Consider the following 21,472-nt stretch of genomic DNA (forward strand, 5'->3'; position numbering starts at 1 on the left):
CTTCCCACTCGCCCGGCGGCTCACCGCTCCGACACCACCTGGATGGGCATGGTCGGGTCGTCGTGGTCCTTGGTGGTGGTCTCCGCCTCACCGGCCGGAGGCGTGGTGACCTTGCGCGGGGGCTCCCAGCCGTCGCGGTCGACGGCCTTGATGAACGCGACGACCATCACCGGGTCGAACTGGGTGCCGGCGCCCTTTCGGAGCTCGGCCATGGCCACCTCCACGGGACGGGCGCCCCGGTAGGAGCGGTCGGAGGTCATCGAGTCGAAGGCGTCGGCCACCGCGATGATCCGGGCGAACTCCGGGATCTCGTCCCCGGCCAGCCCCATGGGATAGCCCTTGCCGTCCTGCCGCTCATGGTGGTGCATGATCCCGGCGAACGCCTCGTCCAGGAAGTCGATGCCGCGCACGATCTCCAGCCCCCGCATCGGGTGGAGCTGGATGGCGGCGAACTCCTCCTCGGTGAGCGGGCCGTCCTTCTGCAGCACCTTGGTCGGCACGCCCAGCTTGCCCACGTCGTGCAGCATCCCCGCATAGCGGATCGCCCGGAGCCGCTCGGACCCCATGCCGATCTCATGGGCGATCATGCCGGAGGCCAGTGAGACGCGGGTGCAGTGGCCACGGGTGTAGTAGTCCTTGGTCTCCACGGCCTGGCAGAGCGCGGCGATCGTGGCGTCGTAGGAGCGCTGCTGGGCGTGGTACTGCCCGAAGGCCCAGCGGGCGACGAACAGCGGGAGCAGCACGAGGACCGCGGAGATCGAGCTGACCGTCGCCCAGAGCCCGGCGATCAGCAGCCCGAAGGTGGCGTAACCCAGATAGGAGACCATGAACTGGGCCAGCCCCCGCAGCGGCACCTGGTCCGCCTGGCCGGTGAGCGCGAGCACGAGCGCGATCAGGATGAAGTTGAGCGGGACGAAGACCGCCGCCGCTCCGACGAACGGCACGATCAGGTCGTCGAACCCGGCGATGGTCGGCAGACCGACCCCGCCCCCCAGCCACTCGTAGACCTGGCCCGCGACGTAACCGCAGACGGCGAACTGGGCGCCGTTGAACAGCCGTTTCACCAGCGGCAGGCCGGGACGCACGCTGAAGACGGCCGTCATGCCGACCAGCGCCGCCCCCTCGGGGCCGACGAGCACCACCGCGGCGAGCGCGGCCGAGAAGCTGACCGACACCGCGGCCTGCTTGACGTTGAGCAGAGTCGGCACCGACTCGCACACCAGGAACAGCAAGGCCAGCACCAGCAGGTTCGACCAGTCGAGCTGCTCGAGACGACCGCTCACCGCCACGCTGTATCCGAGCAGCGCGAACGCCGCTCCGATCACAGCGACCAGGTAGACCTTGGCAAACCACGGCAGTCCACGCAAAGCGGCCACCCTTGGGTCCTACGAGCGCGTGCTCAAGTCCAGGAGATCCCCGGACGTGCGGGGTTGACCGTTTCCTTCAACATGCGCTGCCTCCATGTCGTTTTCGCAACTCAGGCTACAGAAGCAGGCCCGGACCGGAGGTACTGATCGAGAATCGCAAGCAAAGCGTAACCAAGCCATCACCGCACGCCATCGCGGGGTGTCGGGACTAACGGGCCGCCAGCCGGGCCCTCGCCCAGTCGACCGTGGCCTTCAGCCCGGTGGCCAGGTCCGTCTGGGGGCGCCAGCCCAGCCCTTCGATCGCGGGCGCCGGATCGACGGCCATCGCCGGCAGGTCGCCCGGTCGCGCCTCGGCGCGGCCCGGCCCGTCGGCGGCGCCCACGGCCTCGGCCACCAGGGTGTGCAGCGCGCGGTCGGTGGTCTCCACCCCGGTGCCCAGGTTGAACCGGCGGCCGTTGCCGGCGCTTCCGCAGGCACGGGCGAAGCCGTCCACCACGTCGTCGACGAAGACGTAGTCGCGGGTCTGGGTGCCGTCGCCGTACAGCACCGTGGGCGTGCCGTTGATCAGGGCGTCGGTGAAGATGGCGACCACCCCGGCCTCACCGTCGGGCGACTGGCGCGGGCCGTAGACGTTGGCGAGCACCAGCGTGGTGTAGTCGATGCCGTGGAGGGCCTTGAAGGCGGCCAGGTAGGTCTCCGCGCTGAGCTTGGAGGCCGCGTACGGCGAGCGCGGGTCGACCGCCGCGTCCCCGGGGACCGGGATGACCGCGGGCATGCCGTACACGGCGACCGAGGAGGCGAAGACGACCTTGCGGGTGCCGCCGTGGTGTGCGGCGGTGAGGACGGAGGCGGTGCCCTCGACGTTGAGCCGGGCGTCGTGGACGGGGTCGGCCACGCTCTTGCGCACGCTGATCTGCGCGGCGAGGTGACAGACGACCTCGGGCTTCCACTCGGCGACCAGGCCGATCAGCGCCGGGTCGCGGACATCCATCTGGTGCAGCCTGAAGAGCGGGCTCTCCGCGGCGGCGACGAGGTTGCCTCGATCCCCGCTGGACAGGTCGTCCACGGCCATGACCTCGTGGCCGTCCGCCAGCAGCCGGTCCACCAGATTGGATCCGATGAATCCCGCTCCACCGGTGACGAGTATCCGCATGCTGCCCCCCAGCTCGTATGGCCATGGCCGTACGAGAGATCCTAGGAGGTCAGCCGGTCAGTTCGGAGCGGACCTGCTCGATCCTGGTGAGCACCTTGGCCCGCAGATCCTCCGAAACCCGGTCGCACCCACAGTGCTTGGCGATCAGCTGTTTGACGACCTGCTCCAGGCCGTACTCCTCCAGGCAGGGGCCGCACTCGTCCAGATGCTCACGGATGTCGACGCAGTTGTTCTCGTCGAGCTCACCGTCGAGGTAGGTGTAGACCTTGTCCAGGACTTCCCGGCAGTCGGTGGCGTGAGGCTTCCCACAGCTCATGCGATCACCTCGCCCGGAGTCGCCGGGCCGGTGCGCCCAAGCCCGCGGTTGCCGTCGGATCGCTCGCTCACTTCGCACCCTCCGCGGGAACCAGGCCACGCTCGCGGGCGTAGTCCTCGAGTTGGGTCCGCAACTGGCGGCGGCCACGGTGAAGCCTCGACATCACGGTCCCGATGGGGGTGCCCATGATGTCGGCGATCTCCTTGTAGGGGAAACCCTCGACGTCGGCGAGGTAGACCGCGATCCGGAACTCCTCGGGGAGCGCGGCCAGCGCCTGCTTCACATCGCTGTCGGGCAGATGCTCGAGCGCCTCGATCTCCGCGGACTTCAGCCCGGCCGAGGTGTGCGACTCGGCCCTGGCGAGCTGCCAGTCCTCGATCTCCTCGGCGCCCGACTGCTTGGGCTCCCGCTGCTTCTTGCGGTAGCTGTTGATGAAAGTGTTGGTCAGGATGCGGTACAGCCAGGCCTTGAGGTTCGTGCCTTCCTGGAACTGGTGGAAGGAGGCAAAAGCCTTGGCGAAGGTCTCCTGAAGGAGGTCTTCGGCATCCGCTGGGTTCCGGGTCATCCGAAGCGCGGCGGAGTAGAGCTGGTCGAGATAGGGCATCACATCCCGCTCGAACCGTGTGCTCCGCTGCTCCAGAGTCTCCTCGTCTGTCGCAGGGACCGGACCCACCCCCTTAAGATCGCCGGAGCCCTGCTGACGCGGGACTCCGTACTGAGCGGAGAATACCCGCTCATCAGGGAGGGACCGATCACCGGGGCGGGTGATGGGTTCGATCAACGCGAGCATCGGCTTGCCAACCTCCCGAAAGGATCGTGCGTTGTCCGCTTGCAACACGCCCGTCCGGTCATCTGTTCCCACAAGATAGAAGGTGACGAAGGACCCGGTACGGGGAAAAACATACGTACCGGCAGGTAGCTGTAGACCACCGGATACCCGACGCCAGGAGCCGCTTGTGCTGCCCATCCCGGCCGAAGAGCTGAACGGCTCAGGAACGCTCGGGCCGTACTGGACCTTTTATCGCGCGGTCGCCGCCGAGCAGCTGAGCCGATGGCTGCCGGAGAGCCCTTCCACCGTCCTCGACCTGTCCGGCGGCAGGGGCCGCTGGTCCGCCCAGGCCGCCAGGGCCGGGCACCGGGTGCTGGAGGTGGTCGACTTCCGCCGCACCGTGGAGGGTCAGCCGCTGCTGCACGACGCCTCCAAGGTCCGCCAGGTCCGCGCCGACGATCTCCGCTTCCTCCCCGACTGCAGTGTGGACGCCGTGCTCGCCGAGGAACGGGCGATGTCGGTGGAACTCATGGCCGAGTCCGCGATCGGCGACGTCGCCCGGGTGCTGCGCCCGGGCGGGCGGGCGCTGGTCTGCGTCGACTCCCTGGTGCTGGGCATGGCGATCCTCGCCGAGCAGAACTACTGGGCCCATCTGCGCCAGACCGGCGAGGTCATGCTCGTGCCATGGCCGGACGGGAGCATCACCCGGTGCTTCAGCAGCGGGCAGCTCCGCGACCTGCTCACCGAGGCGGGCCTGGAGGTCGAGTGGGTACGGCCCCGCACCGTGCTGTCCCCCTCGACGGTCGACCACGTGCTGGCCTCCGACTCCCGCGCGCTCACCTGGCTGGTGAACACCGAGCTGGAGGCCCACACGGACGACGACGACACGGTGGGCATCCACCTGGTCGCGAGCGCCCGCCGCCGGTAGGGCCGGCGCCCGGCCACGGCTCCGCGGGGCCGCTCGACCACGCGGAGCCGGGCCGTCGCGGGTCAGCGCCTGCGCTCGCGCCTGGACTGGCACTGCACGCAGCGGGCGGCCTCGGGGCGCGCTTCGAGCCTGCCCTCCGGCACGGGTCCGCCGCAGTCGGCGCAGAGGCCGTAGAGCCCGTCGTCCAGCCGTTTGAGCGCCTCAAGCACCGACCGGCGCTGCTGGGTGGCCGCCTCCAGCATGGCCCGGTTGCGGTCCGCGTCGGTCAGGACCGACCCGCCGTCAGCCGGGGACCGGTCCCATACGGCCAGAGGATCTCCCCGCAGGACCCCGATGGACCGGTCGAGCTCGGCGAGCATGCTCTCCAGACGCATACGCGCGGTCGTGTCGTTCACGTATCCGCACCTCCGCAGGGTGGGGGCAGCCTGTGAAGGGATCCCCGATTCTCCCGTCAGGCGCGAAGGGGATGAATTTATGCGGCGGTAACTCCCTCAGGAGATATCGCTTTCATCAGCGGATGCCCACTTGCCAATGGTTTTACACCGGTCACGGAGCGTTTTCGGATACGGAGCGCGCTCAGAAGAGTGCTTGACCGTCACCTTCCTCGTCACGCAGCGGCTCGATCAGCTCCGGGCCGTTGTTGCGCACCGAGTTCACCGCGGTGGAGACCGGATACACCTTCAGCCCGGTGGAGCCGGCGGGGACCAGGAACCCCTGCGCGTCGGGCACCCCGGGGTCGAGCCACTCCGACCAGCGGTCCCGCTCGATCAGCATCGGCATCCGGTCGTGGACCTGACCGGCCTCGTCCAGGGCGGAGGTGGTGATGATCGCGCAGGTCACCAGCCACGCGAGCGGATCGTCGTCGGGCCTGCCCCGGTCCCGCCAGAACTCGTACAGCCCCGCCATGGCCATGATCCCGCCGTCGGCCGGCTGGATGAAGTAGGGCTGTTTCTTCGGCTTCCCCGCCGTCCCGTCCTCGTCCGGCACGGCCCACTCGAAGTAGCCGTCGGCGGGGAGCAGGCAGCGGCGCTCGGCGAACGCCTTGCGGAACGACGGCTTCTCGGTGACCGTCTCCACCCGCGCGTTGATCATCCTTGAGCCGATGGACGGATCCTTCGCCCAGGCCGGGACCAGGCCCCAGCGGAGCACCCGCAGCTGCCGGATCGCCCTGCCCTGCGGACTGGACTTCGGCACCCGGCTCAGCACCGCGTAGACCGGTTTGGTCGGCGCGACGTTGTAGTCGGGCCGGAGCTCCTCCTCGGCTGCCTCGTCGACCTCGACCTGAAACTCCTCAAGCAGCTCCTGCTTGTCCCGCGCAGACGCGTATCTCCCGCACATATCACCACCTTGCCACGCGTTCGAGGGCGCAGCGTCACCACCCCGGTAGGCTTTTGACCATGTCCGCTCCGCTGTGGCCCGCACCGACCGCGACCGAACCCGTCCGTGCGTCCGTTCCCCTGCCCGGCTCCAAGTCCGTGACCAACCGCGCGCTGCTCCTCGCCGCGCTGGCCGACGGACCGGGCACGGTACGGCTGGCACTGCGCAGCCGGGACGCCGACCTGATGGCGGACGCGCTCCGGGCGCTCGGCGCCACGATGACCCCCTCCAACGAGGGTGCCTCCAGCGTCGACTGGGCGATCACCCCCGGCCCGGTCGCCGGCGGGGCACGGATCGACGTGGGGCTCGCGGGCACCGTGATGCGGTTCGTGCCGCCGATGGCGGCGCTGAGCGACGGCGAGGTGTTCTTCGACGGCGACCCGCACGCGCGCAAGCGGCCGATGGGCACGATCCTGGCAGCGCTGCGCGCCCTCGGCGCCGAGGTGGACAACGACGCCCTGCCGTTCACCGTCCGGGGCCCGCTGACCGGCGGGGAGGTGACGCTCGACGCGTCGGGGTCCTCCCAGTTCCTCTCCGGCCTGCTGCTGACCGCGGCCCGGTTCGAGAAGGGCCTGACGGTACGGCACGCCGGCCCGCCGATCCCCTCCCAGCCGCACATCCGGATGACCGTTCAGATGCTGCGCGAGTTCGGCGTCCGGGTCGACGACTCCGAGCCCGACGTCTGGCGGGTCGAACCCGGCCCGATCCGGGCCAGGGACTTCACCGTGGAGCCCGACCTGTCCAACGCGGCGCCGTTCCTCTGCGCCGCGATGGTCACCGGCGGCACGGTCACCGTCCCCGACTGGCCCTCGGAGACGACCCAGCCGGGTGACCAGCTCCGGCAGCTGCTGGCGGACATGGGCGCCTCCGTCGAGCGCGTGCCCGGCGGGCTGAGCGTCACCGGCACCGGGCGCGTCGGCGGCATCGCGGCCGACCTGCGCGACGTCGCCGAGCTGACCCCGACGATCGCCGCCCTCGCCGCCCTGGCCGACTCCCCCAGCCGGATCAGTGGTGTCGCCCACATCCGCGGGCACGAGACCGACCGGCTGGCCGCGCTGGCCGCCGAGATCAACGGCCTCGGCGGCGACGTGAGCGAGACCGAGGACGGCCTGGAGATCCGGCCGCGCCCCCTGACCGGTGGCGTGTTCCACACCTACGACGACCACCGGATGGCGACCGCCGGCGCGGTGATCGGCCTGGCCGTGCCGGGAGTGCAGGTGGAGAACATCGCCACCACGGGTAAGACTCTTCCGGAGTTCGCCTCCATGTGGGCGGACATGCTGGAGGGCGCGCGGTGACGGGTCACCCGGACGGCACGCCCCGCAGGCGACGCCCGGCGGCGGCGGACGACCGTTCGCACGAGGTCGGATCGAGGCGGCGAAACTGAGAAAGCGCGAATACGACGAGGACGACGTCAGGGTCAGGCCGGGCAAGGGTTCCCGGCCCCGGACCCGGATCCGTCCCGCGCACGAGGACGCGGTCCAGGGTTTCGTGGTGGCCGTCGACCGGGGGCGCTACACCTGCCTGGTGGAGTCGGTGGGCGAGAAGGGCCGCCGCCGTAAGAAGGACCGGCCGGAGGGCGCCGCGATGAGCGGCCGGATCGTGGTGGCCATGAAGGCCCGCGAGCTCGGCCGCAAGGGGATCGTGGTGGGCGACCGGGTAGCCCTGGTCGGTGACGTCTCCGGCGCGTCCGACACGCTGGCCCGCGTCGTCCGCGTGGAGCCCCGCACCTCGATGCTCCGCCGCTCGGCGGACGACACCGACAACACCGACGGCATCGAGCGTCCCGTGGTCGCCAACGCCGACCAGCTCGTGATCGTGACGGCCCTGGCCGACCCGCCGCCCCGCCCGCGCATGATCGACCGGATGCTGGTGGCGGCCTTCGACGCCGACATCGAGCCGATGCTCTGTCTCACCAAGTCCGATCTCGCCTCGCCCGACGAGCTGGTCTCCCTCTACTCCCCCCTCGGCGTGCCGTACGTGGTGCTCCAGAAGGGCGGCACCCTCGAGGAGGTCCGGGAGTGCCTGAGCGGCCGGATCAGTGTGCTGGTCGGCCACTCGGGCGTGGGCAAGTCCACCCTGGTCAACGCCCTGGTCCCGGATGCCAACCGGGCTGTCTCCCATGTCAACGCGGTGACCGGCCGGGGGCGCCACACCTCCACCTCGGCCGTGGCTCTGGAGCTCCCCGAGGGCGGCTGGATCATCGACACCCCGGGCGTGCGCAGCTTCGGCCTGGCCCACGTCTCGGTGGAGACCGTCCTCGCCGGCTTCCCCGACCTCGTGGAGGGCACGGTCGACTGCCCCAAGGGCTGCACCCATCTCAGCGAGGAGTGCGCCCTGGACGCCTGGGTGGCGGCCGGCCACGCCGACCCGGTCAGGCTCGTCTCCCTGCGCCGCCTGCTCGCCAGCCGTGAGGGCGCACCCGACGAGGATTAGCGTGACGGAGCCCGGGACGGCCGGTGACCGGAGCCCAGGACGACCGGCGGCGCGGGACGGCCGGCGGCGCGGTGCACGGGCTGACCGACAGCCGGAGGCGCGCGGTCGCCGGTCGTCCTGGGCTTCGGTCGTCCCGCGCCGCCGGTCGCCGGTCGCCGGTCGCCGGTCGCCGGTCGCCGGTCGCCGGTCGCCGGTCGCCGGTCGCCGGGGCACGGGACGGTTAGCCGCGTACCCCGGTTCCACCTTGCCGGAGGAGATGCCCGGTCTCCGCGCGAAGAGGACGCTCTGCGGCATGAAGGCACCCACGTCAAAGGCCCCACCCCGAACGCTACTGACAAGTAATGTCGAAGTCGGCGGAGGATTTACGCAGTATCCGGTCGACTGATGTGACGCGACACAATTCCCCGGCTTGTTCCCCGCTCTCCTATAACCCACCACTGAGGCGATAGCGTTACCTCCCGTGACGGGTTACAACGACGACCTGCGCCTCGCGCACGTCATGGCCGACGCCGCCGATGATCTGACCATGCGCCGGTTCAAGGCTGCAGACCTCCGTATCGACACCAAGCCGGACCTCACACCGGTGAGCGACGCCGACCGGGCGGTCGAGGAGGCGATCCGGGGCACGCTCAGCCGGGCCCGGCCGCGCGACGCGGTGATCGGCGAGGAGTTCGGCAAGACCGGGTACGGCGCGCGCTCGTGGGTGATCGACCCGATCGACGGCACCAAGAACTACGTGCGGGGCGTCCCCGTCTGGGCCACGCTCATCGCGCTGATGGACCAGGGCCGGGTCGTCGTGGGCCTGGTCTCCGCCCCGGCGCTCGGCCGCCGCTGGTGGGCCGCCCGCGACAGCGGCGCGTGGACCGGGAAGAGCCTCACCAAGGCCACCCGCTGCCAGGTCTCCTCCGTCACCCGGCTGGAGGACGCCTCCTTCTCCTACTCCAGCTTCGGCGGCTGGGAGGAGGCCGGCAAGCTCAACGAGTTCCTCGACCTGAACAGGTCGGTCTGGCGCAGCCGCGCCTACGGCGACTTCTGGTCGCACATGCTGGTCGCCGAAGGCGCGGTCGACCTGTCGGCCGAGCCCGAGCTCTCCCCGTGGGACATCGCGGCGTTGACCGTGATCGTCGAGGAGGCGGGCGGGATCTGGACCGACCTGTCCGGGGTTCCCGGCCTCGACGGGGGCAGCCTGGTGTGCACCAACGGCTCGCTGCACAGCGAGGTTCTCAAGCGCCTCGGCGGCGGCCCGCTCACCCTTCCCGTATAGAGCCCTTTCCCGTATAGAGCCCTTTCCCGTATAGAGCCCTTTCCCGCATGGAGCCCTGTCCCGTATAGGGCCCCTTCCGTACAGAGCCCGTCCCGCACGGAGCGCCCCGGACTTCCCGCCCCACGTGGAGTTCCACCGGCTCCCCCGCGGAACCCGTCCCGCTCGCACATGGAGCCCGTCCCGCGCGGAGCTCCCCGGATCTCCCACGCGGGAGCTCATCCCGCGCGGAGCCCCATCGACTCCCCCGCGGGGAACCTCTCCTCCCGCACGGAGCTCCCCGAGGGTACGGGCCGTCCGTAATCCCTCAGATTCCCGCACAGAGCTCCCTATGCCGACCGGGCCCCCTTTTCCCCGGGTCGGCAGAAATCCCCCTGAAGGTCCCGTGCAGGGCCTCCCACCTGGCCTCCTGAGCTTCCGAGCCCGGACCGCCCGGCTCCGTCCACGCACCCCGGCTCCGTCCACACGCCCCCGGAGCGTGCCGCGCACCTTCGCCGCTTCCGGCGCCTCCGGCCCACTCGGTCCGCATGCCCGCCCGGCCCCCGCCCGGCCCCCTTCCGGCCCTCTCCCCCGACCTGAACGGAAGCCCTGCCCAACCCCCTCCGCAGCTCTCGTCCGGACCTGCCCAGTCCCCCGAAAAGGCTCCGGACCTGGCCGGAAGGTCAAGACTCGCCCAATCGGCCGCCACGACTCCGACCGAAGGCATTCATTTTGCGTTCACCTTCCTACCGGTTTTGAGTCATCTCGCCTCCCTACTGTCTTGAACGTTGAAGGACTTAGTGGGAGGAACCCAACCGTGAAGTATGCAGGCCGGCTCGCCGCGGTCACCCTCGTCGGCGCGCTTTCGCTCGCTGCGTGCGGCACCGATAACAACACCGCCAGCACCGACACCTCCAAGGCGCCGGCCTCCGCCGGTTCGGATGCCGGTCTCAGCGGCACCATCAACGCCGCGGGCTCCTCGGCGCAGGCGAACGCCATTGACGAGTGGAAGAAGAACTTCCAGCAGGCCAACTCGGGTGTGAGCGTCAACTACCAGCCCAGCGGCTCCGGTGCGGGTATCCAGGCCTTCATCCAGGGCACGGTCGCCTTCGCGGGCTCCGACTCGGCGCTGAAGGACGACAAGGGCGAGCCCGCCCAGGCAGACGCCCGTTGCAAGACCGGCAAGGCCATCAACATCCCGATGGTGACCGGCCCGGTGGCCGTCGTCTACAACCTCCCCGGCGTCGAAGGGCTGCAGCTCTCCCCCAAGACCCTCGGCGGCATCTTCAACAACAAGATCACCAAGTGGGACGACCCGGCGATCAAGGCCGACAACCCGGACGCCAAGCTCCCCTCGACCCCGATCCAGGCGTTCCACCGCTCGGAGGAGTCGGGCACCAACGACAACTTCACCAAGTTCCTGTCCAAGACCGCCGACTGGCCGTACGAGCCCGCCAAGGCGTGGCCCGCCGAGGCCAAGGGCCAGGGCGCCAAGGGCTCCGACGGCATCGTGACGGCCATCAAGGGCGCCGCCGGTTCGATCAGCTTCGTGGAGCTCTCCTACGCCGAGAACTCCAGCCTGTCCAAGGCCAAGGTCGCCAACGGCTCCGGCGAGTTCGTCGAGCTGACCCCGGAGAGCGCGGCCAAGACGGTCGAGGCCGCCGAGGTCACCGGCCAGGGCAACGACCTCAAGCTGAGCATCGACTACGCCACCAAGGCCGCCGGCGCCTACCCCATCGTCCTGGTGACCTACGAGATCACCTGCGAGAAGGGCCTGACGCCCGAGGAGGCCAAGCTGGTGAAGTCCTTCCTCGGCTACACCGCCAGCGACGAGGGCCAGAAGGCGCTGACCGGCCTGGGCTACGCCCCGCTGCCGGCGACGGTCCTCGCCAAGGTCCGGACCGCCGTCGAGGCGATCTCCTAACCCGATGGCAACTCCAGTCCGTACCCGTGACGGCGGATCGGCCCTGAGCCGATCCGCCTCGCGGCGCAGCCAAGGTGAAGTCCCCTTCCGCTACGCCTCCACAGGCGCCGGAATCCTCCTGCTGGCGATCATGGCGGCCATCGCCGTCTTCCTCGTCGTCGAGGCGATCCCCGCCCTGCAGGCCAACAAGGGGAGCTTCTTCACCACCCTCACGTGGGAGCCGAACAGCAGCCAGTCCTTCGGCATCGCGGCCCTGGCGTTCGGCACACTGATCAGCGCCACCCTCGCACTGATCATGGCGGTGCCGGTGGCCGTCGGCGTGGCGCTGTTCATCTCCCACTACGCGCCCCGGCGCATGGCCGGGATCCTGGGGTACGTCATCGACCTGCTGGCCGCTGTCCCCAGCGTCGTCTACGGTCTGTGGGGCGTGGTCTTCCTCGTCCCGTTCATGCAGGGGCCCTCGGAGTTCCTGCACGAGTACCTGGGGTTCATCCCGCTGTTCGGCGGCGACATCGTCACGGGCCGCTCGATGCTGACGGCGTCGATCGTGCTCGCCGTCATGATCCTGCCGATCATCGCGGCGATCTCCCGGGAGGTCTTCCTCCAGGTGCCCCGGATGCACGAGGAGGCGGCACTGGCCCTCGGCGCGACCCGCTGGGAAGTGATCAAGACCGCGGTGCTGCCGTTCGGCCGTCCCGGCGTCATCAGCGCGTCCATGCTGGGCCTCGGCCGGGCCATGGGGGAGACCATCGCCGTCGCGCTCATCTTCCCGGCGACGTTCGGCATCAGCCTGGAGATCCTCACCCCCCAGGGCAACAGCATCGCCGCCAACATCGCCAACGGGTTCGGCGAGGCCACCCCGATCGGGCGCGGCGCGCTGATCGCGTCGGGCCTCGTACTGTTCATCATCACGCTGCTCGTGAACATGGGCGCCCGCATGATCATCGCCCGCCGCAAGGAGTACTCCGGAGCCGCCGCATGACCGCGATCCAGCGAATCTCAGCCGGCAGGCGCTTCAAGGACCGGTTCGTCCAGTCACTGGTCTACCTGTCGTTCGCCATCGCCGTGGTGCCGCTGGTCGCGGTCCTGTGGATGGTGATCAAGAACGGCCTCGCCCGCTTCGACATGGAGTTCCTGACCCACTCCATGCGCAACATCGGCGCCAAGGACGCCGGAGGCGGCGCCTACCACGCCATCCTCGGCACCCTGGAGCAGGTCCTGCTGGCCTCGCTCATCTCGATCCCCGTCGGCCTGCTCACCGCGATCTACCTCGTGGAGTACGGCGAGGGCACCCGGCTGAGCCGGGCGATCAGCTTCTTCGTGGACGTCATGACCGGCATCCCCTCGGTGGTCTCCGGCCTGTTCATCCTGGCCTTCTGGATCCTGGCGCTGGGGCTGCCGTTCTCCGGTTTCGCCGGCGCGCTGGCCCTGTCGATCCTGATGATGCCGACGGTGGTCCGCTCCGCCGAGGAGATGCTCCGGCTGGTCCCCAACGACCTGCGCGAGGCCTCCTACGCGCTGGGCGTGCCGAAGTGGCGGACGATCACCAGGATCGTCCTGCCCACCTCCTTCACCGGCATCGCGACCGGCATCATGCTCGCCATCGCGCGCGTCGCCGGGGAGACGGCTCCGCTCCTGCTCACGGTCTTCTTCACCGACTCCATCAACAGCGACCCCTTCAACGGGCCGCAGATGGGGTTGCCTCTCTACGTCTTCGACCAGGCGGCCCGTCCCACCGACACCGCCATCGACCGCGCGTGGGCCGGAGCGCTCACGCTGATTCTGATCGTCATGCTGCTCAATCTGGTGGCGCGCCTCATCGGCTGGTGGCGCTCGCCGGCCAGAGGCCGATAGGAGGAATGTCGAAATGAGCCAGCAGATCCAGGTCTCCGGCCTCGACGCGTACTACGGAAAGCACAAGGCCATCGAGGACATCTCGATGACGATCGAGCCGCAGTCGATCACCGCATTCATCGGCCCCTCGGGATGCGGCAAGTCGACCTTCCTTCGGACCCTCAACCGTATGCACGAGGTCATTCCCGGCGCACGCGTGGAGGGCAAGGTCATGCTCGACGGGGAGGACCTCTACGCCTCCGACGTGGAGCCGGTGTCGGTCCGCCGGATGATCGGCATGGTCTTCCAGCGCCCTAACCCGTTCCCCACCATGTCGATCTACGAGAACGTGGCGGCCGGCCTCCGGCTCAACGGCAGGCACTCCAAGTCGACGGTCGACGGCATCGTCGAGGAGTCACTGAAGGGCGCCAACCTCTGGAACGAGGTCAAGGACCGGCTCAACCGGCCGGGCGCGGGCCTCTCCGGCGGCCAGCAGCAGCGCCTGTGCATCGCCAGGGCCATCGCGGTCAAGCCCGAGGTCCTCCTGATGGACGAGCCGTGCTCCGCCCTGGACCCGATCTCCACGCTGGCCATCGAAGACCTGATGGCCGAGCTGAAGAACCGGTTCACGATCATCATCGTGACGCACAACATGCAGCAGGCCGCGCGGGTGAGCGACCGCACCGCCTTCTTCAACCTGGCGGGACAGGGCCAGCCGGGCCGCGTCATCGAGATGGACGACACCTCACGCATCTTCACCAACCCCGCCCAGCAGGCGACCGAGGACTACATCACCGGTCGCTTCGGATAAATCGACCACATTGGAGGACCCGGGTGATCCAGCCGCAGACGGCACCCGAGGTGAACGGGGACACTCGGACGGCGCCCCTGCTGCTGGTGGCCGATCCCGAAGCAACCTTGGTCCACGGTCTGGCCGACGCCCTCGAACGCGAGGGTGTCGTGGTCACGGGCGTCACCGACGGCGCGCAGGCCCTGTTGCAGGCAGGGGCGCTCCGGCCCGACGTCGTGCTCGTCAGCGCCTCGCTGCCGGTCATCGGGGCAGTGGAGTTCATCCGCGCCGTACGGCTGTCGCGGCCGATTCCCGTGCTGCTGGGCGTCGGCGAGGGCCATGCCGAGCAGGCCGTCCAGGCGCTCGCGGCCGGGGCCGCCGCGTGTGTGGCCCGGCCGTACCGGGTGCCGGAGCTCCTGCCCCTGGTGCAGGCGGCCTTCTCCGGCGAGGCGGCGAGCCGCCGCGCCCTCGTGGTCGGCAAGGTCGAGCTCGACGTGAACGCCTACCAGGTGAAGGTCGACGGCCACACCGTCCACCTGCCGCTGCGCGAGTTCGAGCTGCTGCACTACCTGATGCGCAACGCTCACCGCACGGTCACCCGTGAGCAGATCATGCGGCATGTCTGGAACTCCACCGACACCACCTCGACCAACACGATCGCGGTCCACGTCAAGCGCCTGCGTGCCCGCCTCGGCGACACCGACGACCAGCTGATCCAGACCGTGCGCGGGGTGGGTTACCGGATGGTCGACAAGACGGCCTGACCTCCTGCCGTCGCGCATCCTCGCCTGCCCCGGAAGGCGGCCAGGATGCGCTTGACCGCGCCCTCGACCCTGGCGACGCCCGTACCCATGCTCGGGCTGTCCTCGGTGAGGACCGCCACGGCGTAGTCGTGCCCGGCCTCCCTGATCAGCCCGACGCTGACGACCACCCAGCGCCCGTTGGCCACATGCCGCAGCCAGCCGTTCTTCAGCGACACCTCGCTCTTCGACGACACCTGGTCGCCCTCGCACGCGGCCGCGCTGATCCCCCATCGCTGCTCCGGGGTCACGTTCGCCATCAGCCGCAGCACCCGTTCGCGGTCCTTCTCCGGCAGCGGGCTTCTCTTCCCGGCCAGCGCTCCGATCAGCCGGACCTGGTCGCTCGCGGTGGTCCGCGTGATGCCCCAGCAGTACAGATCCACGCACCGTCCCGCCGGCGCATAGGTGCGTCTGAGGCCGAACTCGCGATCCGCCCTGGCCAGGCCGGCCTCCAGACCGATGCGCTCATACAGCCGGTCGGCCGCCGCGTTGTCACTGAAGCGGATCATCCGTTCCGCGTCGTCCCTGGTCTGCCGGGCCAGCCGGCGCCACGGGGACGTGAGCAGCAGCGCCATCAGAATGTTGATCTTCGAGGCGCTGGCCGTGGGCAGCTGCAGGTCCCGGTGGTAGTGGTAGGTCCGAGCGGTGGTCAGATCCCGCACTGCGGCGGTGGTCCGGCCGCCGTAGCGCGCGAGGAACCGGTCGAGGGTGCGGGTGAGCCTCGGAGCGGAGACCCTCGGCGGTGCCGGCGGCCTGGGGGCAGGTGTCCGGAGCCCGCCGGAGGGGACGACCCTCGGCTCCACCGCCCCCGGAGCGGACGGCGAACCGATACCCGCAGGCGGCACCGCCCTCGGAGCGGCCGACGAACCGACATCCGCCGTCATCACTCCCTCGGCCGCGCACCCACCTCCGAACGCGGCAATCAGTACGGCTGCCGCCGCAGCCGCCCGATGCACTGACTTCACCATCAGCCTCGAACACTCTCCCCGATCACGCCATGATCGGGATTTATCCCCGGAGGAATGTCCGGAAGAGTGTGAGACGGAACCTCGCCCGGATGGGGGCGGAGTCCTTGGAGAACGGGGCGGCGGGCTACCTAGCCTTGACGGGCGTCGGCGATTAGCCGGGCGATGCTCTCGTCGTCACAGGTGGCCCAGAACTCCCCGACCACATCCTCGAGGTGTGCCAGCGACTCCGCGCGGAACAGCACATCCTGGTATTTGGTGATGTCGTAGTGGGTCGTACCCATGGCGACGAGGTCCAGGGGCCGGATGTCCATGTTCCGGAACTCCTCGATCTCCCCGTAGGAGGACAGGATGCCCGCGCCGTACGCCCGCAGCTCGTCCTGGTCGGTCATCACGCCGAACTCCAGCGTGAACCAGAAGATCTTGGAGATGAACTCCAGCGCCCGCTCGCTCTCGACCCGCCGCGCCGCACCGCCCGCCAGCCGGTAGAGCTGTGAGTACCGATCGGAGGCGAGCGCGTTGGCGTGCCCGATCACCTCGTGGATCACGTCCGGTTCCGGTGTGTAGAGCGGCGTGGAGTGGTGGCGGATGTACTGGGTCGAGTGGAAGAAGCCGTCGGCCAGCACGCCGTAGAAGTCCCGCAGAGGCACCAGCCCCGCGGCAGGAAGGTAGCGGAACCCGGTCAGCGGCTCCAGCAGCTCACCGACCTCCTGGAGCTGCGGGATCCGCTCGCCGGGCAACCTCAGCCGCTCGGCCGCGTCCTGGTATTCCACGGTCGCGTATTTGCGATGCTTGATCGCCAGCTCGCGGCTGACCAGGGCCCAGACCTCGTGCTCCTGGCGGGTGTATTCGGCCAGGGGGATCGGCGTGCCGGGCACGTGTCCCACCGCGAGCGCGGCGATGGCGTTGCGCCGGAGCCGGTAGACCGGATCGGCGAAGCCGGGGTGACTCGCGGCGAGCTCGACCTCCACCGTGCCGTCGTCACGGGTCGCCACCGGCGCGAAGTACTGCGCTTCTTCGAACATGTATGAAATGACAGCAATTCTTTGAATCGTTGACAAGAGTGAGCAGTTTGACTGTGCGATCCATGCATGTTCGTACCGTCAGAGCTGTCTCTGACTGGTCGTATCGCCTAATCTGATGCGGTGACCATCGACGACCTGGACAGCCGCCTCCTGGTGACCATGCGCGCCCATCCCCGCATCGGCCTCACCGAGCTCGCCCGGCTGCTCGGCGTGGCCCGGGGCACCGTACAGGCCCGCGTCGAGAAGCTCACCGCCCGCGGCGTCATCGCCGACTTCGGCCCGACCGTCACCCCTGAGGGCATCGGCTACCCGATCCTCGCCTTCGTATCCCTGCAGATCGCGCAGGGCCGGCTGGCCGAGGCCGTGCAGGCGCTGCAGTCCCTGCCCGAGATCCTTGAGGTCTACGGCACCAGCGGCCAGGCCGACCTGCTCTGCCGCGTGGTCGCCCGGAGCACGCCGGACCTTCAGGAGATCATCGCCCGCATCCTGACCTCGCCCGCGGTCCAGCGCACCGACACCACGATCGCCCTGTCAGTCCAGGTTCCCTACCGGATCGAACCTCTGCTCCACGCGGCTCCGGACACCTGAGCAGGGAGTCCCCCTGACGCGGACGGGCGAGACGGGCAGACGGATGCGCTTGAGGCGGCCGAGCGGGAACGCCGAGCAGGGACGCCGAGCAGGGACACTGACGGAGACGCCGTCACGCGCACCGGATCCATCGGAAGACGGATCATTCACAGCCGAAGGCCGGGCCTCCCGAAAGAGCCTGCGGGAAAGAGGCCCCGAAAAGAGGCCACGGAAAGAGGCCGCGGGAAAGCGCCGGCCGAAAAGGCCCGCCGGAAAAAGCCCGGAAAAACAGAAAAGGCCACCCCGAAGGATGGCCTTTCCCAAAGATTGTCCGGCGGCGACCTACTCTCCCACACCGTCCCCGGTGCAGTACCATCGGCGCTGAAGAGCTTAACTTCCGGGTTCGGAATGTAACCGGGTGTTTCCCCTTCGCCATAACCGCCGTAACTCTATGAAACTGTCAAACACACACGGTGCTTGCTGTTTCAGAATTGCATAGTGGACGCGGGCAAGAACCTTGGTTTCGCGCTGCTCCGGACCCGGCGAAGGGACAGAGCGCTGCAGAAACCAAGCTTATGCTTTGTGGTCAAGTCCTCGGCCTATTAGTACCGGTCAGCTCCACACATTACTGTGCTTCCACCTCCGGCCTATCAACCCAATCGTCTATTGGGGGCCTTACCCACTCACGTGGTGGGAGACCTCATCTCAAGGCGAGCTTCCCGCTTAGATGCTTTCAGCGGTTATCCCTTCCGAACGTAGCCAACCAGCCGTGCTCCTGGCGGAACAACTGGCACACCAGAGGTTCGTCCGTCCCGGTCCTCTCGTACTAGGGACAGCTCCTTTCAAGTCTCCTGCGCGCGCAGCGGATAGGGACCGAACTGTCTCGCGACGTTCTAAACCCAGCTCGCGTACCGCTTTAATGGGCGAACAGCCCAACCCTTGGGACCTACTCCAGCCCCAGGATGCGACGAGCCGACATCGAGGTGCCAAACCATCCCGTCGATATGGACTCTTGGGGAAGATCAGCCTGTTATCCCCGGGGTACCTTTTAGCCGTTGAGCGACGGCGCTTCCACAAGCCACCGCCGGATCACTAGTCCCAGCTTTCGCTCCTGCTCGACCCGTCGGTCTCACAGTCAAGCTCCCTTGTGCACTTACACTCGACACCTGATTGCCAACCAGGCTGAGGGAACCTTTGGGCGCCTCCGTTACTCTTTAGGAGGCAACCGCCCCAGTTAAACTACCCACCAGACACTGTCCCTGATCCGGATCACGGACCGAAGTTAGACGTTCAAAACGACCAGAGTGGTATTTCACCAATGACTCCACCGCCACTAGCGTGACAGCTTCACAGTCTCCCACCTATCCTACACAAGACGTTCCAAACGCCAATGTCAAGCTGTAGTGAAGGTCCCGGGGTCTTTCCGTCCTGCTGCGCGTAACGAGCATCTTTACTCGTAGTGCAATTTCGCCGGGTCTGCGGTTGAGACAGCGGGGAAGTCGTTACGCCATTCGTGCAGGTCGGAACTTACCCGACAAGGAATTTCGCTACCTTAGGATGGTTATAGTTACCACCGCCGTTTACTGGCGCTTAAGTTCTCAGCTTCGCCACATTACTGCAGCTAACCGGTCCCCTTAACGTTCCAGCACCGGGCAGGCGTCAGTCCGTATACATCGTCTTACGACTTCGCACGGACCTGTGTTTTTAGTAAACAGTCGCTTCCCCCTGGCCTCTGCGACCCCCACCAGCTCCGAACGCAAAGGTTCATCACCAGCGAAGGCCCCCCTTCTCCCGAAGTTACGGGGGCAATTTGCCGAGTTCCTTAACCACAGTTCACCCGATCGCCTTGGTATTCTCTACCTGACCACCTGAGTCGGTTTCGGGTACGGGCCGCCACGACACTCACTAGAGGCTTTTCTCGGCAGCATAGGATCACCCACTTCGCCACAATCGGCTCGGCATCACATCTCAGGATACATGAGAGGCGGATTTGCCTACCTCTCTCCCTACATGCTTACCCCAGGACTACCATCGCCTGGGCTGGGCTACCTTCCTGCGTCACCCCATCGCTTACCTACTACCAGATCAGGCCAGGCGTTCACTCTGACGCCGTCCCCGAAGGGACAACCGAGTTAAGGACCCTTAGTATCACTGGATTCAGTATTGGCGCATCGTAGCGGGTACGGGAATATCAACCCGTTGTCCATCGACTACGCCTGTCGGCCTCGCCTTAGGTCCCGACTTACCCTGGGCGGATTAGCCTGGCCCAGGAACCCTTGGTCATCCGGCGCAGAAGTTTCTCACTTCTGATTCGCTACTCATGCCTGCATTCTCACTCGCACGGCCTCCACAACTAGATCACTCTGCTGCTTCGCCGGCCGCACGACGCTCCCCTACCCATCCACACACCTAGACAGACAAGCTGCCAGGTTAATGCGTGAATGCCACGACTTCGGCGGTGTACTTGAGCCCCGCTACATTGTCGGCGCGGAATCACTTGACCAGTGAGCTATTACGCACTCTTTCAAGGATGGCTGCTTCTAAGCCAACCTCCTGGTTGTCACTGCGACTCCACATCCTTTCCCACTTAGCACACGCTTAGGGGCCTTAGTCGGTGGTCTGGGCTGTTTCCCTCTCGACTACGGAGCTTATCCCCCGCAGTCTCACTGCTGCGCTCTCACTTACCGGCATTCGGAGTTTGGCTGACGTCAGTAACCTTGTCGGGCCCATTAGCCATCCAGTGCTCTACCTCCGGCAAGAAACACGCAACGCTGCACCTAAATGCATTTCGGGGAGAACCAGCTATCACGGAGTTTGATTGGCCTTTCACCCCTAAACACAGGTCATCCCCCAGGTTTTCAACCCTGGTGGGTTCGGTCCTCCACGCGGTCTTACCCGCGCTTCAACCTGCCCATGCCTAGATCACTCCGCTTCGGGTCTACAGCATGCGACTCAAACGCCCTATTCAGACTCGCTTTCGCTACGGCTCCCCCACACGGGTTAACCTCGCCACACACCATAACTCGCAGGCTCATTCTTCAAAAGGCACGCAGTCACATCACAGACGCCCGAAGACGTCTACGCTCCTACGGCTTGTAGGCACACGGTTTCAGGTACTATTTCACGACCCCTCACCGGGGCGCTTTTCACCTTTCCCTCACGGTACTTGTTCACTATCGGTCATCAGGGAGTATTTAGGCTTACCAGGTGGTCCTGGCAGATTCACACAGGATTTCTCGGGCCCCGTGCTACTTGGGATCCCCTCAAACAGTCGACAAGATTTCGCCTACCCGGCTCTCACGGTCTACGGCGCAACTTCCCAGAAACTTCGGCTATCCCATCGATTTCTCACTGCTTGGAGAAGCGGCAGCCTCTCCCAGAGGGTCCCACAACCCCGCACACGCAACGCCTGCCGGCTATCACACGCATACGGTTTAGCCTCTTCCGCTTTCGCTCACCACTACTCACGGAATCACTATTTGTTTTCTCTTCCTACGGGTACTGAGATGTTTCACTTCCCCGCGTTACCACCAACCGCCCTATACATTCAGGCGGAGGCAACACCACATGACTGGTGCTAGGTTTCCCCATTCGGACATCCCCGGATCAAAGTCAGGTTGGCGACTCCCCGGGGCTTAACGCAGCCTCCCACGTCCTTCATCGGCTCCTGATGCCAAGGCATCCACCGTGTGCCCTAAAAAACTTGGCCACAAAGATGCTCGCGTCCACTATGCAAATCTCAAACAACAAACAGCGACCGAACCGCACCCGCCACCAGACACCCGGGACAACACCCAGGCCGATGTGACAGAAGGCCGGTCCCGCACGAGGTCAAACAGACAGCAAGCCCGCCTCAGCGGGCCCGCCCGGTCCGTTTCCTCAGGACCCAACAGTGTGTCCAACCAGTCCGACCCTCCGCAGCCGGCGTTCCCACTCCCAGCTCCTCCGAAGAAGAGACAGGCGGTACTAGCGGCCCGGCGAA

18 protein-coding genes and 2 rRNA genes are annotated in these 21,472 nt (G+C 67.4%); 10 read left to right on the forward strand and 10 right to left on the reverse strand.

Annotation, left to right across the window (positions count from 1 at the left end):
- Positions 1-20: 20 nt before the first annotated feature.
- From SROS_RS40150 to SROS_RS40165, 4 genes are all read right to left on the reverse strand, one after another.
- A complete protein-coding gene (locus tag SROS_RS40150) occupies positions 21-1,376 on the reverse strand; it encodes an HD-GYP domain-containing protein (protein WP_012894698.1) in 1,356 nt (451 codons plus the stop codon).
- A gap of 199 nt (positions 1,377-1,575) precedes the next feature.
- On the reverse strand, positions 1,576-2,520 hold the full coding sequence (locus SROS_RS40155) for an NAD-dependent epimerase/dehydratase family protein (RefSeq protein WP_012894699.1): 945 nt from the start codon (positions 2,518-2,520) through the stop codon (positions 1,576-1,578).
- 49 nt (positions 2,521-2,569) lie between these two features.
- On the reverse strand, positions 2,570-2,836 hold the full coding sequence (rsrA, locus tag SROS_RS40160) for a mycothiol system anti-sigma-R factor (protein WP_012894700.1): 267 nt from the start codon (positions 2,834-2,836) through the stop codon (positions 2,570-2,572).
- Positions 2,837-2,903: 67 nt separating this feature from the next.
- Complete coding sequence (locus tag SROS_RS40165; RefSeq protein ID WP_012894701.1) at positions 2,904-3,509, reverse strand: sigma-70 family RNA polymerase sigma factor; 606 nt, start codon at positions 3,507-3,509, stop codon at positions 2,904-2,906.
- Between the two features lie 283 nt (positions 3,510-3,792).
- Here SROS_RS40165 and SROS_RS40170 point away from each other — a divergent pair, with 283 nt between their 5' ends.
- Complete coding sequence (locus tag SROS_RS40170; protein WP_012894702.1) at positions 3,793-4,533, forward strand: class I SAM-dependent methyltransferase; 741 nt, start codon at positions 3,793-3,795, stop codon at positions 4,531-4,533.
- A gap of 62 nt (positions 4,534-4,595) precedes the next feature.
- On the opposite strand, the gene SROS_RS40175 is transcribed toward SROS_RS40170, so the two are convergent.
- Both SROS_RS40175 and SROS_RS40180 read right to left on the reverse strand, forming a co-directional pair.
- Positions 4,596-4,928, reverse strand: a complete 333-nt coding sequence (locus SROS_RS40175; RefSeq protein ID WP_012894703.1) for a TraR/DksA family transcriptional regulator — start codon at positions 4,926-4,928, stop codon at positions 4,596-4,598.
- A gap of 181 nt (positions 4,929-5,109) precedes the next feature.
- The gene (locus tag SROS_RS40180) at positions 5,110-5,871 is read right to left on the reverse strand and encodes an SOS response-associated peptidase (RefSeq protein WP_012894704.1); all 762 of its coding nucleotides are present in this window, start codon (positions 5,869-5,871) and stop codon (positions 5,110-5,112) included.
- A 59-nt stretch (positions 5,872-5,930) separates the two neighbouring features.
- On the opposite strand from SROS_RS40180, the gene aroA reads away from it, so the two are divergent.
- The 8 genes from aroA to SROS_RS40220 all read left to right on the forward strand — a co-directional run bounded on the left by aroA (position 5,931) and on the right by SROS_RS40220 (position 14,897).
- Positions 5,931-7,208, forward strand: a complete 1,278-nt coding sequence (gene aroA / locus SROS_RS40185) for a 3-phosphoshikimate 1-carboxyvinyltransferase (RefSeq protein ID WP_012894705.1) — start codon at positions 5,931-5,933, stop codon at positions 7,206-7,208.
- 85 nt (positions 7,209-7,293) lie between these two features.
- Positions 7,294-8,346, forward strand: coding sequence for a ribosome small subunit-dependent GTPase A (gene rsgA, locus SROS_RS40190; protein WP_012894706.1), 1,053 nt, complete (start codon positions 7,294-7,296; stop codon positions 8,344-8,346).
- 460 nt (positions 8,347-8,806) lie between these two features.
- Positions 8,807-9,610 carry a histidinol-phosphatase gene (gene hisN, locus SROS_RS40195; protein WP_012894707.1) on the forward strand — a complete coding sequence of 268 codons (804 nt, stop codon included), beginning with the start codon at positions 8,807-8,809 and terminating at the stop codon, positions 9,608-9,610.
- 793 nt (positions 9,611-10,403) lie between these two features.
- The gene (gene pstS / locus SROS_RS40200) at positions 10,404-11,510 is read left to right on the forward strand and encodes a phosphate ABC transporter substrate-binding protein PstS (RefSeq protein ID WP_012894708.1); all 1,107 of its coding nucleotides are present in this window, start codon (positions 10,404-10,406) and stop codon (positions 11,508-11,510) included.
- A 4-nt stretch (positions 11,511-11,514) separates the two neighbouring features.
- The gene (gene pstC / locus SROS_RS40205; RefSeq protein WP_012894709.1) at positions 11,515-12,492 is read left to right on the forward strand and encodes a phosphate ABC transporter permease subunit PstC; all 978 of its coding nucleotides are present in this window, start codon (positions 11,515-11,517) and stop codon (positions 12,490-12,492) included.
- Positions 12,489-13,364 (forward strand): phosphate ABC transporter permease PstA, encoded by an 876-nt coding sequence (gene pstA, locus SROS_RS40210; protein WP_012894710.1) that lies wholly within the window; start codon positions 12,489-12,491, stop codon positions 13,362-13,364. Before pstC ends, pstA begins: the two co-directional genes overlap by 4 nt.
- 13 nt (positions 13,365-13,377) lie before the next feature.
- A complete protein-coding gene (gene pstB, locus SROS_RS40215; RefSeq protein ID WP_012894711.1) occupies positions 13,378-14,154 on the forward strand; it encodes a phosphate ABC transporter ATP-binding protein PstB in 777 nt (258 codons plus the stop codon).
- 23 nt (positions 14,155-14,177) lie between these two features.
- Entirely contained in the window at positions 14,178-14,897 is a 720-nt protein-coding gene (locus SROS_RS40220) for a response regulator transcription factor (protein WP_012894712.1), read from the forward strand.
- On the opposite strand, the gene SROS_RS40225 is transcribed toward SROS_RS40220, so the two are convergent.
- Entirely contained in the window at positions 14,870-15,817 is a 948-nt protein-coding gene (locus SROS_RS40225; RefSeq protein WP_012894713.1) for a hydrolase, read from the reverse strand. The two genes, SROS_RS40220 and SROS_RS40225, sit on opposite strands and share 28 nt — an antisense overlap.
- Positions 15,818-16,029: 212 nt before the next feature.
- Complete coding sequence (locus SROS_RS40230; RefSeq protein ID WP_012894714.1) at positions 16,030-16,923, reverse strand: phenylalanine 4-monooxygenase; 894 nt, start codon at positions 16,921-16,923, stop codon at positions 16,030-16,032.
- Positions 16,924-17,043: 120 nt separating this feature from the next.
- On the opposite strand from SROS_RS40230, the gene SROS_RS40235 reads away from it, so the two are divergent.
- Positions 17,044-17,511 (forward strand): Lrp/AsnC family transcriptional regulator, encoded by a 468-nt coding sequence (locus SROS_RS40235; RefSeq protein ID WP_012894715.1) that lies wholly within the window; start codon positions 17,044-17,046, stop codon positions 17,509-17,511.
- Positions 17,512-17,819: 308 nt separating this feature from the next.
- On the opposite strand, the gene rrf is transcribed toward SROS_RS40235, so the two are convergent.
- Positions 17,820-17,936, reverse strand: a 5S ribosomal RNA gene (gene rrf / locus SROS_RS40240).
- A gap of 136 nt (positions 17,937-18,072) precedes the next feature.
- A 23S ribosomal RNA gene (locus SROS_RS40245) occupies positions 18,073-21,199 on the reverse strand.
- Between the last annotated feature and the right edge of the window lie 273 nt (positions 21,200-21,472).

The organism is Streptosporangium roseum DSM 43021, assembly GCF_000024865.1.
In the GTDB taxonomy this organism is placed as follows: domain Bacteria; phylum Actinomycetota; class Actinomycetes; order Streptosporangiales; family Streptosporangiaceae; genus Streptosporangium; species Streptosporangium roseum.

Excerpts from the sequence above, each read along its gene's own strand:
- pstB (WP_012894711.1), top strand. The coding sequence starts at position 13,378 with ATGAGCCAGCAGATCCAGGTCTCCGGCCTCGACGCGTACTACGGAAAG.
- pstC (WP_012894709.1), top strand. The coding sequence starts at position 11,515 with ATGGCAACTCCAGTCCGTACCCGTGACGGCGGATCGGCCCTGAGCCGA.
- pstA (WP_012894710.1), top strand. The coding sequence starts at position 12,489 with ATGACCGCGATCCAGCGAATCTCAGCCGGCAGGCGCTTCAAGGACCGG.
- aroA (WP_012894705.1), top strand. The coding sequence starts at position 5,931 with ATGTCCGCTCCGCTGTGGCCCGCACCGACCGCGACCGAACCCGTCCGT.
- SROS_RS40155 (WP_012894699.1), bottom strand. The coding sequence starts at position 2,520 with ATGCGGATACTCGTCACCGGTGGAGCGGGATTCATCGGATCCAATCTG.
- SROS_RS40230 (WP_012894714.1), bottom strand. The coding sequence starts at position 16,923 with ATGTTCGAAGAAGCGCAGTACTTCGCGCCGGTGGCGACCCGTGACGAC.
- SROS_RS40225 (WP_012894713.1), bottom strand. The coding sequence starts at position 15,817 with ATGACGGCGGATGTCGGTTCGTCGGCCGCTCCGAGGGCGGTGCCGCCT.
- rsrA (WP_012894700.1), bottom strand. The coding sequence starts at position 2,836 with ATGAGCTGTGGGAAGCCTCACGCCACCGACTGCCGGGAAGTCCTGGAC.
- SROS_RS40180 (WP_012894704.1), bottom strand. The coding sequence starts at position 5,871 with ATGTGCGGGAGATACGCGTCTGCGCGGGACAAGCAGGAGCTGCTTGAG.